Annotated in this window: 12 protein-coding genes; 4 read left to right on the top strand and 8 right to left on the bottom strand. The window is 51.6% G+C overall.

Translation table 11 applies throughout. The features are described from left to right. Window positions 1-79 precede the first annotated feature (79 nt). The 4 genes from pdxH to UNDYM_RS06155 form a co-directional block, all read right to left on the bottom strand. On the bottom strand, window positions 80-715 hold the full coding sequence (gene pdxH, locus UNDYM_RS06140; RefSeq protein WP_162040259.1) for a pyridoxamine 5'-phosphate oxidase: 636 nt from the start codon (window positions 713-715) through the stop codon (window positions 80-82). A gap of 52 nt (window positions 716-767) precedes the next feature. Next, the gene (locus tag UNDYM_RS06145) at window positions 768-1,301 is read right to left on the bottom strand and encodes a hemerythrin domain-containing protein (RefSeq protein WP_162040260.1); all 534 of its coding nucleotides are present in this window, start codon (window positions 1,299-1,301) and stop codon (window positions 768-770) included. Between the two features lie 76 nt (window positions 1,302-1,377). Then, window positions 1,378-2,274, bottom strand: coding sequence for a class I SAM-dependent methyltransferase (locus UNDYM_RS06150; RefSeq protein ID WP_162040261.1), 897 nt, complete (start codon window positions 2,272-2,274; stop codon window positions 1,378-1,380). Further along, window positions 2,271-3,689: an FAD-binding oxidoreductase gene (locus tag UNDYM_RS06155; RefSeq protein WP_162040262.1), complete on the bottom strand. Its 1,419-nt coding sequence runs from the start codon at window positions 3,687-3,689 to the stop codon at window positions 2,271-2,273. Before UNDYM_RS06155 ends, UNDYM_RS06150 begins: the two co-directional genes overlap by 4 nt. A 293-nt stretch (window positions 3,690-3,982) precedes the next feature. On the opposite strand from UNDYM_RS06155, the gene UNDYM_RS06160 reads away from it, so the two are divergent. The 3 genes from UNDYM_RS06160 to UNDYM_RS31210 all read left to right on the top strand — a co-directional run bounded on the left by UNDYM_RS06160 (window position 3,983) and on the right by UNDYM_RS31210 (window position 7,506). Next, a complete protein-coding gene (locus tag UNDYM_RS06160; RefSeq protein WP_162040263.1) occupies window positions 3,983-4,726 on the top strand; it encodes a helix-turn-helix transcriptional regulator in 744 nt (247 codons plus the stop codon). 73 nt (window positions 4,727-4,799) lie between these two features. After that, window positions 4,800-5,624 carry a tRNA cyclic N6-threonylcarbamoyladenosine(37) synthase TcdA gene (tcdA, locus tag UNDYM_RS06165; protein ID WP_162040264.1) on the top strand — a complete coding sequence of 275 codons (825 nt, stop codon included), beginning with the start codon at window positions 4,800-4,802 and terminating at the stop codon, window positions 5,622-5,624. 247 nt (window positions 5,625-5,871) lie between these two features. Further along, window positions 5,872-7,506 carry a methyl-accepting chemotaxis protein gene (locus UNDYM_RS31210; protein ID WP_162040265.1) on the top strand — a complete coding sequence of 545 codons (1,635 nt, stop codon included), beginning with the start codon at window positions 5,872-5,874 and terminating at the stop codon, window positions 7,504-7,506. Between the two features lie 91 nt (window positions 7,507-7,597). Here the strand turns inward: UNDYM_RS31210 and UNDYM_RS06175 are convergent, their stop codons facing one another. From UNDYM_RS06175 to UNDYM_RS06190, 4 genes are all read right to left on the bottom strand, one after another. Next, window positions 7,598-8,356, bottom strand: a complete 759-nt coding sequence (locus UNDYM_RS06175) for an energy transducer TonB (protein WP_162040266.1) — start codon at window positions 8,354-8,356, stop codon at window positions 7,598-7,600. A 410-nt stretch (window positions 8,357-8,766) separates the two neighbouring features. Beyond that, entirely contained in the window at window positions 8,767-9,807 is a 1,041-nt protein-coding gene (locus UNDYM_RS06180) for a GMP reductase (RefSeq protein ID WP_162044481.1), read from the bottom strand. Window positions 9,808-9,995: 188 nt separating this feature from the next. Continuing rightward, a complete protein-coding gene (locus tag UNDYM_RS06185; RefSeq protein WP_162040267.1) occupies window positions 9,996-10,916 on the bottom strand; it encodes a metallophosphoesterase in 921 nt (306 codons plus the stop codon). A 68-nt stretch (window positions 10,917-10,984) separates the two neighbouring features. Then, the gene (locus tag UNDYM_RS06190) at window positions 10,985-13,567 is read right to left on the bottom strand and encodes a heavy metal translocating P-type ATPase (RefSeq protein WP_162040268.1); all 2,583 of its coding nucleotides are present in this window, start codon (window positions 13,565-13,567) and stop codon (window positions 10,985-10,987) included. Between the two features lie 82 nt (window positions 13,568-13,649). Between UNDYM_RS06190 and UNDYM_RS06195 the strand changes: the two genes are divergently transcribed. After that, complete coding sequence (locus UNDYM_RS06195) at window positions 13,650-14,081, top strand: MerR family transcriptional regulator (protein WP_162040269.1); 432 nt, start codon at window positions 13,650-13,652, stop codon at window positions 14,079-14,081. The last annotated feature ends 14 nt before the right edge of the window (window positions 14,082-14,095 follow it).

Consider the following 14,095-nt stretch of genomic DNA (forward strand, 5'->3'; position numbering starts at 1 on the left):
TCATGCTCTGTATGCCCTCATGCCAATTTGGGCACCTGACTATCTCCTTAAAGAGAATAGTCAGGGCCGTTGAACAGCTTTAAGGTTGCAGGCGGGAAATTTTCCATGCGCCATTTTCATCGCGGGTATAGATGATGCGGTCGTGCAGGCGCGAGCTGCGGCCTTGCCAGAATTCGACGCGCTCTGGCAGCAAGCGGTAACCACCCCAGTGGGCAGGGCGAGGAGGTTGATCACCAAATTCTGCCACTACGGCTGCCAGTTTTTGTTCCAGCGTTTGTCTGTCAGCGATAGGCTGGCTTTGTTGCGATGCCAGCGCACTTTGGCGGCTACCCAGCGGGCGGCTATTGAAATAGGCATCGTTTTCTGCGTCGCTGAGCTTTTCTATGCGGCCCTCTATACGCACCTGGCGCTCCAGGGGAATCCAGAAAAACAGCAGGGCAGCGTGAGGATTGCTGGCCAGGTCCTGGCCTTTGGCGCTGTCGTAATTGGTGAACCAGGAAAAGCCGCGTTCATCAAATTCTTTGATAAGGACGATGCGTGAACTGGGCTTGCCATCAGTGCTGACTGTCGAAAGTGTCATGGCATTGGGTTCTGGCACATCGGCTTTCAAGGCATGATCGAACCAGCTGGCAAACTGGCTGTAAGGTTCGGGCTTTACATCAGCTTCGGCCAGGCTGGCTTTTTTGTAGTCGGTGCGGATATCAGCTATGGACATGTATATCTTTCATATCATCTTCAGAAATATTACAGGGTGTTTGCGGCTTGTTTCATGCAGCAATGCCACGCCTTGCCTGCATGGCTGCACCCAGGGTGGCCATTTGTGCATCAGAAAACAGACGTTTTGCCATCGGGGCGATCTGTGTTTCTTCTATCTGCATGTGCTCGCCATACAGGGCTTGAAAGTCTTTTACTGCCGCATCAGACAGGTGTGCTGCGCTTGCTGCGGCAATGGCAGTTAGCTGCTTTTCGAGCTGGCTCCATTGCGCGGCCATGTCTTCATGCTGGCTCAGGATTTTTGGCAGCAGGGTGGCCAGCAAGCTGGCATCCTCATCTTTGGCCGTTGCTTGCAGTTCAGGCAAGAGATTGATTTCTTCATCTTCGTGGTGCAAGGGCGCTGCTTTGATAAAATAATTCAGGACTGACTGCGCCGCCTGCTGCGCATCCTTGTCTGCGCCGTGGCTGGGCAGGTGTTCCAGCAACTTGCCCATGGTCGCCAGTTGCTTGCGTATGCGGTCATGGCAATGCTTGAGTACGGCCAGGGGCTGGTCAAAGCCTGGAGCGCTGTCGAATAGAGTATTCATGTTCACTTCACCTTTGTAGATATGCTTATTATGCAATAGACAGGCTGCTACTGCTTGCGTCATATCAAATTTAGGTTCACAGACTCTCAGCCATGCAGATATATTCCCCGGCAATTGGTTTGACACTGCAGTCCTGCGGACATACAGAAATGCTTTCCTTTAAGTCCTGCATTGCATAGCCTAGTTGCTTTAGAAATACCGGAACCCGGTCCTGTTGCATGCCAGATAAAAAGGGTTCGGCTTTTTTCCTCAGGAAAAAGTCGATAATCTTGCTGGCTGGCCGAAAATTGGCTTGGCCGTTGGCCTGTATCTCCATCCAGGTAAAAACCAATGCTGTTTTGGTGGCTGCCATCTGCATTTGTTTCAACAAACTGGCTATATCATCGCTTGTTAAATACATCAACAAGCCTTCTGCGATGAACAGGGTTTTTATGTCAGGATTGAATGCCTTGCAGTTGCTTAATACCTCATTCAGTTTTTGCTTACCCAGTTCGGCAGCAATGTAGTGGATGCGATGCGTCACTGTTGTCGCTGATGCCACTGCTGCCCCCGGTACTCCTGCCGCAGCGCGCTTGACTGCCTGCGTTGCCGGGTGATCGATTTCTATCAGTTTCAAGTCTGGATATTGCGTAGCAAGCTCCATGCACAAGGTATCGTAACCCGCACCGAGCAAGACGATCTGGCGGGTACCGGCAGTGATTGCGCGGGCAACATATTCCCTGATAAGTATTTTGCGCAAGACATAGTGCTGCAAGATGCCGGGCAGGGTGAATTTTGCTGCTGTGTATGCAAGGCTGCGGAACCAGTGCCGCGCAGTCAGGCTGGACAAGCGCGGGTGGCTGGCCCGTAATAAACGCTGGCCATGCGCCGCCATGGATGCGGGTACCAAGTCTCTGTAAGTCGGATCACGCGCCAGCATCTGCACCCCGGCTGCAACGATAAGAGCGGTGTTGCTGGCCTGATCTGTCTTCATGCTGCCTGCTCCAGGTTTTTTGCAAACATGGCCGTATGATGGCGTAACCAGGTACTCTGGAATAGCGATTCGGGATCAAGACGCTGTTTGTAAGCCAGGAAGTTTTCAAAATTTGGATAGCAATGGCGAATTTGCTCAACCGTGGCAAAGCGCCCATAGGTCAGATAAAAACTGCCATCGCGTTTGATGGCGAGATCGATCAGCCGGCGGAAAGCCGCAGCGGTTGCGGTGATGCCGCTTTCTGTATGTTCAGTGTGCAGATTGAAAATCACGCAAGCATAGTCTTGTCTCGCCCATGGCAAAAAGCTTTCTGTATCGGCTTCTATCAAACGCACCGTGCCGTAAATGAGATCGACAGCATGCTGGCGAAAGTCTTGTGCTGCATCGTGCATGAAGGCTGGCAGTGCAGTCCTGGGTACATATAATTCACCTATCATTTCTGAACCCTGGTGTCCAAGCAGCTCGTCTATTTTTTTGTGATAACCATCAAGGTAGGTTGTTTGCTGCAGTCTGTCGCTCCAGTAAATCTGGCCTGAGCTGGCCATATAATGTTGGGCGTAACAATCAAAGGCGCGGCTCTTGTCCACATGCGCGAGCATCAGTAATTGCTGCCATTGCTCATCGCTGAGTGCATATTCTTCGCGTATGCTGCTGGCCTCGGATACCGGGCAATAACAGGAGAAAACACCGCGTTGCAAAAAGTCAGGGCTGGCCGGGTCTATGGCAAACTGGAAGTCGCCATAGACATAGCCAGCATCCATGCGCTGCTGGAAGGCTGGCATCAACTCATTGAGCGAGATAATGCTGACATCACGCCGCATTTTTTGTCTTTGGCTCAGTCGCAGACTGACTTTGGTGATCACACCAAACACACCGTAGCCACCTATTGCCAGTCTGAATAAATGGCTGTTTGTATCGCGGTTGCAGTGCTGTAATCTGCCCTGCGCATCCAGCAGACTGAAGCTCTCTACATCAGCGATAAAAGGGCGCATTTGCAAGCCCCGTCCATGCACATTCGCTGACAGGCAACCGCCTATGCTGAGGTCATCGGCACCGGTCTGTTTTTGCCGTATCGCCCATGGATGCGTACTGTCTTTCTGGGCTGCTTCCAGATAATCGATCAGAGCTGGCCATTGTATGCCAGCCTCTACCGTGATGATGCCCAGCTCACGGTCAAAGCTGAGTACCTTGTCCATGCCACGCATGTCCAGCAAGATGGCATCTTCTGCAAACTGTTGCCCACCCATGGCATGCCTGCCAGAGCTGATGGCAATTTTCTTTCCCTGGCATTTGGCTTTTTCCAGCGTGGCGGTAAGCTGGGGGAGGCTGCTTATTTCTATGATCTCGCTGACCCTGGTCAGGTTCAGTGCGGAATGAATGTCATTGACCATGTTTGTGGTGTGGTGCTCGTACATGCTTTTTCTCCTTGATAGAAGATTGCATTTTGCAATTCAAGGTATTGATATACAATCTAATAAAAATTAGTATTGAATATCGATACTATTCGCCATGTCAGAAGCCACTTTGAGTTTTATGGAAAACCTTTCAACACAGAGACACAGAGGAGGCACAGAGGGGCACTGAGAAAAGCAAAGTACACACTGAGGTGAGCGCTCATGCTTTTCTCAGAGTCTCTGTGTCTCTGTGGTGAGCCTTTTGGTCTTGCCTTAATGCATACAATTCTATTTATTCCAAAAATGGACGCACCATGAACCTGACCCAACAGATAACGATTGCCCTGAAAAAACACCTGAAGCAAAAAGGCCTGACCTATGCGCAACTGGCGGCGCATCTGCAAATCAGTGAAGCCAGTGTGAAGCGCCTGTTTTCTGAATCCACCTTCACCGTGCGCAGGCTGGAGGCGATATGCCAGTTACTGGAGCTGGATTTCCTGGAGCTGGCCAGACTCGCACGCGGCCAGCAGGAACTCAAGGGAGAATTATCTGACTTGCAGGAGCAGACCCTGGCAGACCAGCCCAGGTTGCTGGGTGTTTTTTATCTCTTGCTGAATCAGTGGCAAGTCCGTGAAATCGCCAGGCAATTTGAGATTGCAGAAACGGAGTTATTGCAATTGCTGATGAAGCTGGAGCGCCTAGAATTGATAGAGCTGCATCCACATAACCGCATCAAGTTACTAACCCATACCACCCTGCAATGGCGTGAGGATGGGCCCATACGCAGGAAATACCAGTCCAAGGTCATGGAAGAATTTTTGCAGAATGATTTTCATGATGAGCAGGCTATATTGCGCTTTGAAACGCGCGAGCTCAGCGCCGCTTCGATTGCTGTTTTACAAAGAAAAATGGCACGGCTGTTGACCGAGTTTAATGAACTGGCTGATATTGATGCCAGCTTGTCATCGGAACAAAGGCAGGGCATGGCCTTGTTGATGGCGACCCGGCCCTGGGTCTTTTCTTTATTCTCTGATCTGAAGCGCAAAGCCGGGCGTTAAAGTCACGCCGATTCTTGCATCAAGTAAAATAGCGCCTGCTTACAATGTCCAGCCTTTTTGGCGTAATTTTCTTATGCAAGATGTAATAGATATCGATTTTGAACGCCGCTTTGGTGGCATTGCCCGTTTATATGGAGCGGCAGGTCTTGAGCGCTTCAAACAGGCGCATGTCTGCGTCATAGGCGTGGGCGGTGTAGGTTCATGGGTGGTAGAAGCGCTGGCGCGTAGTGCCATAGGCCGCATCACCATGATAGACCTCGACAATGTGGCAGAATCAAATATCAACCGCCAGATACAGGCTAATACCGATACCGTAGGCAAGGCCAAGGTTACCGCGCTGGCTGAGCGTATCGCCCTGATCAATCCCTATTGCAAGGTGAATGAAGTCGAAGACTTTGTCACACCAGACAATCTTGATGCCATGTTGGGGCAGCCGGGTTTTGATTATGTGATTGACGCCATTGACAATGTCAAAGCCAAGACCGCACTGATCGCCTATTGCCGCCAGCATGCCATACCGCTGATCACCATAGGTGCAGCAGGTGGGCAGACTGATCCAGGCAAGATAGAAATTCGTGATCTCTCACGCACCGAGCAAGAACCTCTGCTGGCACTGGTACGCAAGCGCTTGCGCCAGAACCATGGTTTCCCGCGTGGCGCAAAAAGCAAATTTGGGATTGATGCCGTGTTTTCCATGGAAGTGCTCAGCATGCCTGAGACTGCCGAGGCTTGCGAAATCAGTGCCGATGCAAGCACTAACACCAGCGCAGGTGTCACTGGCCTGAACTGTGCCGGTTTTGGCTCATCCATCGTCGTGACAGCATCCTTTGGCCTGATGGCAGCAGCGCAGGTGTTGCGCAGGCTGGCTGCACCTGTCCCACTAAATCGAGCAGAATAATTTCTATCTATGTAGAAATATTTTCGTTTGGAAACAATCGTTTATATTGTGTGGGGAAAATAGCTCAGACATTGTTGAATTACATTTCCTGTCTTGAGTTATTGCCACTTAGCATTTAAAGTCAATTGACGGACGGCTTGTCCGCTCCGTGTATCTCTATTGGTTCTGAGTCATCAGACCCGATTCAAAAAGCACCATGGTTAAGCCATGGTCTGTCACGTTCAACTCTGTGTTTGCGGAGGCAAGTATGTTTCAGGACATTCGTATCAAGACCAAGCTCATCTTCAGTTTTATCTTGCTGACCGTATTGGTGTTATCCATAGGGGCAGCCGGTTTTTTGAGTCTCAATGCCAGCAATAATTCAATTAAAACAGTGTATGACGACAGGCTGGTCGCCCTGGGCCAACTGGATGGCGTCATGCGCCTTATCATGCGCAATCAGGTCATCGTTGCCAAGGCGATGACGGACGATCCGGAGAAGGCTGCAGCGCATATAGATGTCATTGAAAAAGGCAAGGCAGAGGCGAGCAAGATATGGGCAGAATACATGGCGACCTACCTGACGCCAGAAGAAAAAGTCCTGGCTGAGCAGTTTGCCGCCAAGCGCAAGCAATTTCTCGATGAAGGTTTAAATCCCGCTCTTGCCGCATTAAAGAACAAGGATATCGACGCTGCATCAAAACGCTTCCATGGCAAAGTCGATCCTCTGTTCCTGAACATGAAAGAGAATATGGATGCCCTCATACAACTGCAGTTGAATGTGGGTAAATCTGAATATGAGGCTTCGCAAAGCTTCTTCCACAGCTTCCAGGTTTATGCGACGATTTTCATCGTCTTGTCAGGCCTGTTTGCATCTGCCATGGGCATCTGGCTGATCAACAGCATTTCACGGCCCCTGAACTATGCGGTGGAAATTGCCAATAATATTGCAGCAGGCGATTTGCGCCAGGAGATCAAGGTAAGCTCCAGGGATGAGGCAGGGGAATTGCTGCAGGCCTTGTTCAATATGAACCAGAGTCTGATTGCCATCGTCAGCCAGGTCAGGACCAGCACCGATACGATTTTTACTGCATCGAATGAAATCGCTACCGGTAACCTGGATTTATCTGAGCGCACAGAAAGTCAGGCCAGCTCACTCGAAGAAACAGCTTCTTCCATGGAAGAGCTGACCTCGACTGTGCAACACAATGCGGCAAGTGCTTCGCAAGCCAACCAACTGGTGATGTCTTCATCTGATTTTGCCAGCAAGGGTGGCGACGTGGTCGGGCAAATGGTCAGTACCATGGGTGCGATCAAGGACAGCTCGCGCAAGATTGTCGATATCATAGGCGTCATCGATGGCATCGCCTTCCAGACCAATATCCTGGCCTTGAATGCAGCGGTGGAGGCAGCCAGGGCCGGTGAGCAGGGGCGCGGTTTTGCCGTAGTCGCTTCTGAAGTGCGTAATCTCGCGCAAAGATCGGCCAGTGCCGCCAAGGAGATCAAGCAATTGATAGGTGACTCTGTTGCCAAAGTCGATGCCGGTACGGTACTGGTGGATGAGACCGGTATCACCATGGACCAGATCGTGACATCCGTCAAACAGGTAGCTGAGATCATGAGTGAAATTGCCGCAGCAGGGAGCGAACAAAGCCGGGGCATAGAACAGGTGAATGTGGCGATCACACAGATGGATCAGGTGACCCAGCATAATGCTGCTCTGGTGGAAGAAGCCGCTGCTGCGGCCCAAAGCCTGCTTGAGCAGGCTGATAATCTGCATCAGGTGGTCGGTGTGTTCAAAGTGACGGGTTTGCCAGAGGGTGGCAACGTCATCAAAACCGGCAAATTCAGGAAAGCAGAAGCAGCTAACCAGGAGCAGCGCAAGACTTTGCGTCTGGGATGAATGCCGGGGTGAATACTTGCCTTGGTACGAGCTGCAAATAAAAGAGCCTGCCTGATTTTAATCAGGCAGGCTCTTTTTGTTATGGCTAGTCTTAATTGTCGAGCTTGAAATTAAATTCCAGCAAAGTGGTCAGTGGTTTGGAAATCGGCGCGTATTTCCATTGAGACGCTGCTGCAATCACTTCCTTGTCAAAATGCTTGGGTGGATTGGCTTTGACGATTTCTACCTGAGATACCTTACCATCCGTATCGACATGCACACGTGCACTGACTACCCCGGAGGTGATGCCAGCACGTACTGCAGTACTCGGGTATTTGGGCTGTACGCTGGAGACGACTTTTAAAGTCAGGTTTTCAACCGGTGCCGCAACTGGTGCAGGCTTTGGTGCTGCAGCGACCACTGGTGGAGGCGCTTCAACAGGCTTGGGTGCCGCGACAGGTACCGGGGCAGGTGCGGTAGCGGTTGCTGATGCCGCTTTAGGAGCGTCTTTTACTTTGGCTGCAAGGGCTTTTGCCTCTGCTGCCGCTTTTGCATCCTTGGCGTCTTTAGCCTCTTTTGCTTCTTTAGCCTCTTTAGCTTCTTTCGCCAGTTTTTCTTCTTTGGCGATTTGCGCGGCTGACTTGTTGGATGCCATATCCATCCACTTCGTCACATCGGCAGTATCGGCATGTTTGACAGGGTTTTTTACCAGGCCTGTTGGCATGGCTGTCGATGAAGGTGCCTCCGGTGCACTGGCAACTGGAGCAGGCTCCGGTGTTTTTTGGCAGGCAGTAATGAGCAAGGCACTGGATGCCAGGCTGAAAGTGAGAAATGATAACTTCCCTGTTGTTTTAGTAACTACCGTTTTCATATTACTCCAGACAAAAGACTGTTTTTAAAGCTAAAGTGAAATCAAGCAATCGGCTGTATCACAGCGAAAAATGCTTGCATGAAAATAGTGCATTTCAAAACAAATGCAATAAATTGGTGCAAAAGCACTTTATCCGCTGCTCAGGAAATTTTCACAAATCCGAACGGCTATCCTGCCATGGATGTAGGCACTTAGCAATATTCAAATCACAGAACTGATTGAAATCATGAAAATTCACCGATCAAAATGGCATAAATTTCGCATAACCATGCATGATTTGTGCCAAATGCAGGCTAAATCATTTAATTGATAAGAATTATGAAAAAAAGCCAACTTCTATCGAAGCTGGCTTGTAGTATTGTTACGGGATTATGCTGATGCTGTTTAGTGCTAAACAGGCTTGATACGGATCAGGATTTTCCGAACACTTCATTCAATTGCTGTGTTACGCGAATGAAGGTCGTGCGCTTGGTCAACTCCTTGAGTTTGTGTGCGCCCACATAAGTGCAGGCTGAGCGCACGCCACCGAGTATGTCCTGCAAGGTTGCCTCGACCGGGCCGCGGTAAGGGATCAATACTTCCTTGCCTTCTGATGCGCGGTATTTGGCAACGCCACCTGCGTACTTGTCCATTGCAGCGCGGCTGCTCATGCCGTAGAAGCGTTTGAATTGCTGGCCATCGCGCTCTATCAAATCACCGGCACATTCATCGTGACCCGCCAGCATGCCACCGAGCATGATGAAGTCGGCACCGGCACCAAAAGCCTTGGCCAGATCACCTGGCACGACACAGCCACCATCGGCGCAAATCTGCCCACCCAGGCCATGCGCTGCATCAGCACATTCAATCACTGCTGATAATTGCGGATAACCCACGCCCGTCATCTTGCGCGTCGTGCAGACCGAGCCCGGGCCTATGCCGACCTTGACGATGTCGGCACCGGCCAGTATCAGTTCTTCCGTAATATCTCCCGTCACCACATTGCCTGCCATGATGGTCAGGTGCGGATAAGTGGTGCGCACTTTTTTGACGAAATTGATAAAGCCTTCGGTATAACCATTCGCCACGTCTATGCAGACATATTCTATGGCGTTCTGGGCTCTCGCCATGACAGCCGAGAATTTCTCGAAATCGGACTGGGTAATCCCCATGGAATAAAAGGCCGTGGATTTCTTTTGCAGGGCAGAGAAATAGGCAACCAGTGCATCTTCATCATAGTGCTTGTGCAGGGCAACCGATAATTGATGCGGGTCCAGTGCGGCGGCCATTTCCATGGTGCCGGTAGAATCCATATTGGCAGCAATGATGGGAATGCCGTGATAAGTCTTGCGCGAGTGATGAAAAACGAATTCGCGTTCCAGATTGACCTGCGAACGGGAGGTGAGGGTGGAACGCTTGGGACGTATCAAAACGTCCTTGAAATCCAGCCTTAGGGTTTCTTCTATATGCATGACGACTCCAGTATGCGCCTGGCGGACGCGGGAAATCACGACCAGACGCAGTAATGCCATCAAGTCGTTGAGCCGTACTTGAGTATAGTGCAAAATTTTTCCCCGGCTTGATCTGATTATTAAATGAGGTTTATAAGCCAGCGCATATACTGTTGCACCAAAAGCATGCTTAATGCTTTCAGCAACAATTAGTGGCATACCCCCTTGCCTTTATCGGTAAAATCTTGGCCTGGAACTGGCATAAATTCCCATTCGTAAGACTTGTCTTGCAGAGTCAGTTTCAGTACGCCATGGGTGGAGTTGTCACGTATCTCCGTCGCACCTTTGGGTAAAAACATCGGTGTCAGTTTAGCCCCGCCAGTGCCGACCACAAAACTGCGTATGCCATTCTTGTCGTCCCTGTCGCCATTCGCATCCAGGGGCGCAAAGCGCTCGTAATCATGATCATGCGAAGTCAGGACCAGATCTGCCTTGGCCGCGACCAGCATGGCCCAGGCTTCCTGCATGTTCTTATTATTGCCATGGCCGCCTGAGCTATATACAGGGTGATGCCAGAAAGCCAGGGTGCAGCTTTGTTTATTGCTGGCCAGCTCTTCTTTCAACCACGTCATCTGCACTTGCATCTGGCTGGGGTCGAGATTGCTGTTGAGCGAGAGCACCAGCCATTTGCCCAGTTGTGTCGCATAGTAGCCGCGTCTGTCAGGCCCGGCCAGTTCACCAAAGTAATTGTAATAACCGAGAGCTTTGGGCATGCCGTAATCATGGTTGCCTGGTGAAGGCAGGGTTTTATCCTTGAAGCGTCCCCAGGTGGGCTCATAGCATTTGGTGAATTCCTCGGGCTTGCCTACCGGGTAGGTATTGTCACCGAGGGTAATGGCTCTTGCGGTATTGTCTTTGGCCAGGCCAGCGGCTATCAGCTCTGCGGTTCTGGCTGCCATGCTTTCTGCAGGAGGTTGCTTGCGGCAATCGGCAATGTCGCCAGCCACGTAGACCGTTGTGCTGACAGCTTTTTCTACAGGCTTTTTGCCAGGTTTCCTGGTTTTATCTGCGGCCTGTGCTGACAGGATAAACAGGGTGGAGAGAGCAACAAGCAGGCGGGGGATACGCATGGATTCTTCTTATGAAACTTGGTGAGCAGGAACAGGCGCGTATTTTACCTGTTCCTGACAATTGCATACTACAGCTTTGCATGCCGCAGGCGTAAGGCATTGCTAATGACGGAGACTGAACTCAGGCTCATCGCCGCACTGGCTATCATGGGGCTCAGTAAAATCCCGAACCATGGATACAGCAAGCCTGCGGCAATGGGCACGCCGACAAAATTGTAGGCAAAGGCAAAGAACAGATTTTGCCTGATGTTTTTCATGGCCTGTTTGCTCAGGGCGCGGGCTTTGACTATGCCGCGCAAATCACCTTTGACCAGCACCACATGGGCGCTGTGCATGGCGACATCGGTGCCGCTACCCATGGCGATACCGACATCAGCCTGCGCCAGTGCAGGTGCATCATTGATGCCATCGCCTGCCATGGCAACTGCGTGACCCTGTGCCTGCAATTCCTGCACGATGCGGAACTTGTCGGCTGGCAGCAAGTCGGCCCGCACATCGTCGAGCCCCAGTTGTTTTGCCACTGCCTTGGCAGTCCTGGCGTTATCACCCGTCAGCACGATGATGTGCATGCCCTGCTGCTGCAATTGAGTGATGGCCTCTTTGCTGTTACTCTTGATTTTGTCTGCGACACTGAGCATGGCCACGGCTTTTTGTGCTACCGCCAGCAGCATGACGGTATGTCCCTGCGCCTGCAGATCACTGATTTGCGATTCGAAGCCTGGCAGCTCTATGGCATGTTCTTTCAACAGTGCAGGGTTACCCAGCAAAACCGTCTTGCCATCGACTGTGGCGCTGACACCCTTGCCTGTGATGGACGTAAAATCGCCGATGGCAATGGACTTTGCACCGCGAGACTCTGCATAGCTGACGATGGCATGGGCAACCGGGTGTTCACTGCGTTGTTCCAGTGCCATGGCCAGCGCCAGCAAATCTGTTTCTGATTCGCCGCTGGCGACGCTGTAGTGTTGTACTGTTGGTTTGCCTTCTGTCAGTGTGCCGGTTTTGTCTATCACCAGGGTATCGATTTTTTCCAGCCTCTCCAGTGCTTCTGCATCCTTGATCAGTACACCATCGTGGGCACCGCGACCTATACCCACTGTGACCGATATTGGCGTGGCGAGGCCAAGTGCGCAAGGGCAGGCAATGATTAGTACCGAAACTGCGGCCATCAGGCCATTTGCCATCCCCGGCGCAGGTCCCCATACTGCCCAAATCACGAAGGCCAGTACGGCAATGGCAATCACTCCCGGCACAAACCAGCCGGATACCTGATCCGCCAGCTTCTGTATCGGTGCGCGTGAACGCCCGGCCTGGTTCACCAAATTGATGATGCTGGCCAGCAGGGTGTCCTTGCCTATGCGTTCAGCCCGCATGCTGAAGCTGCCTTGCTGGTTGATGGTACCAGCACTGACTTTGTCGCCAGCCTGTTTGCTGACGGGCAGTGGTTCACCTGTCAGCATGGCTTCATCGATATTGCTATGGCCATCCAGCACTACGCCATCAACAGGAATATGCGCCCCCGGCTTGACGCGCAAGTTGTCGCCAGTCTGTACTTCATCAAGAGCAATTTCTTTTTCGCTGCCATCAGCAGCAATGCGTATCGCCGTTGCAGGTGTCAAACCCAATAATGCCTTGATCGCTGCATTGGTTTGCGAGCGTGCCCGTAATTCCAGCACCTGTCCCAGCAATACCAAGCTAATGATGACGGCTGCGGCTTCAAAATACAGCGGTGCCATACCACCCATCTTGAAGGCTGCAGGCAGTATATCTGGCAACAACAAAGCCACCAGACTGAACAGATAGGCAGCGGCTGTGCCAACACCTATGAGACTGAACATATTCAGATGCATGGTTCTGAAGGACGCCAGCGCCCGTTCAAAAAATGGCAGGCCAGCCCATAGCACGACAGGTGTTGCCAGGAAGAATTGCAGCCAGTTGAACACTGTCATGCCCAGCAGACCATGAAAAGACACGCCAGGCAACATGTCACCCATGGTCATGATCAGCAGCGGCAAACTCAACACCAGACTGAACTTGAAGCGCCGCGACATGTCATCGAGTTCACTGGTGTCCTCTTCTGCCGAGGCTTCCTTGGGTTCCAGCGCCATGCCGCAAAGCGGGCAGGTACCGGGACCTACCTGTTCTATTTCCAGGTGCATGGGGCACGTGAAAATCGCATCCTTGGCGACGGGTTTAGGTGCGGGGCGTTTGGCCGGGTCCAGCCAGGCGGCAGGATCTTTGCGAAATTTTTCCAGGCAGGCGTTGCAACAAAAATAATAAGGCTGCCCATCATGCACAAACTGGTGCTGGCTTTGCCCATTGACACGCATGCCACAGACCGGGTCTTTGTGCTCACCCTGGGCATCGCTTTGCATGGCATCTGTGCTGGCAGCATTAACGCTGCCCAGCCCTATGACCTTTTTGGCCTTCACATAATTCTCAGGCGCAGCATTGAACTTGCTGACGCAGGAAGTGCTGCAAAAATAATAGGTAGTACCCTGGAAGCGCGCCGTTTTTTCAGGGTTTTTACTGACCTGCATGCGGCAGACCGGGTCGGTATATTTTTTTTCCTGGGCTGCGGCTGGCTGTTCATCATGCTTGTGCCCACAGCAACTGCCGCCATGCTGGTGGGTGGATTGGTCCTGGGTCATTTGCTATGCTCCCGTACAGATAAAATGATATTGCCTTATCATAGACTCCGTACCCAAGAACAGAGTCAAGGATTATTTAACGATGTCTGATGCAGATCAATATACGATAGGGCAGTTAGCCAAGGCAGCAGGCGTGGGCGTGGAAACCATACGTTACTATCAGCGCCGCGAATTGCTGCCAGTCCCCGAAGTGGCAAGCGGTTTCAGAACCTACCCGGCCAGACTGGCAGAGCGCATACGCTTTATCAAAAGGGCGCAGGAACTGGGTTTCAGCCTGGATGAAATCGCTAATTTGCTGATGCTCGAAGATGGTAATGACAGACAAGCCATACGCGATGTCGCGCAAGAACGTTTGTCACAGGTAAAGGCCAAGCTGGCTGACCTGCACAGGATGGAAGACATGCTGACTGAACTGATACATCAATGCGCATCATCAACTGAACAGGCGCAGTGCCCTATTATCCAGGCGCTGGCAAGTGATAAGCCAGCAGAGGGAAAAGCCTGCCAGCATTGAGATAGAGGGACTGG

Source organism: Undibacterium sp. YM2 (assembly GCF_009937975.1).
Lineage (GTDB): Bacteria > Pseudomonadota > Gammaproteobacteria > Burkholderiales > Burkholderiaceae_D > Undibacterium.

Bases quoted from the DNA above. Each gene is read 5' to 3' on its own strand.
- pdxH (WP_162040259.1), bottom strand. From the start codon at position 715: ATGTCCATAGCTGATATCCGCACCGACTACAAAAAAGCCAGCCTGGCC.
- UNDYM_RS06145 (WP_162040260.1), bottom strand. From the start codon at position 1,301: ATGAATACTCTATTCGACAGCGCTCCAGGCTTTGACCAGCCCCTGGCC.
- UNDYM_RS06150 (WP_162040261.1), bottom strand. From the start codon at position 2,274: ATGAAGACAGATCAGGCCAGCAACACCGCTCTTATCGTTGCAGCCGGG.
- UNDYM_RS06155 (WP_162040262.1), bottom strand. From the start codon at position 3,689: ATGTACGAGCACCACACCACAAACATGGTCAATGACATTCATTCCGCA.
- UNDYM_RS06160 (WP_162040263.1), top strand. From the start codon at position 3,983: ATGAACCTGACCCAACAGATAACGATTGCCCTGAAAAAACACCTGAAG.
- tcdA (WP_162040264.1), top strand. From the start codon at position 4,800: ATGCAAGATGTAATAGATATCGATTTTGAACGCCGCTTTGGTGGCATT.
- UNDYM_RS31210 (WP_162040265.1), top strand. From the start codon at position 5,872: ATGTTTCAGGACATTCGTATCAAGACCAAGCTCATCTTCAGTTTTATC.
- UNDYM_RS06175 (WP_162040266.1), bottom strand. From the start codon at position 8,356: ATGAAAACGGTAGTTACTAAAACAACAGGGAAGTTATCATTTCTCACT.
- UNDYM_RS06180 (WP_162044481.1), bottom strand. From the start codon at position 9,807: ATGCATATAGAAGAAACCCTAAGGCTGGATTTCAAGGACGTTTTGATA.
- UNDYM_RS06185 (WP_162040267.1), bottom strand. From the start codon at position 10,916: ATGCGTATCCCCCGCCTGCTTGTTGCTCTCTCCACCCTGTTTATCCTG.
- UNDYM_RS06190 (WP_162040268.1), bottom strand. From the start codon at position 13,567: ATGACCCAGGACCAATCCACCCACCAGCATGGCGGCAGTTGCTGTGGG.
- UNDYM_RS06195 (WP_162040269.1), top strand. From the start codon at position 13,650: ATGTCTGATGCAGATCAATATACGATAGGGCAGTTAGCCAAGGCAGCA.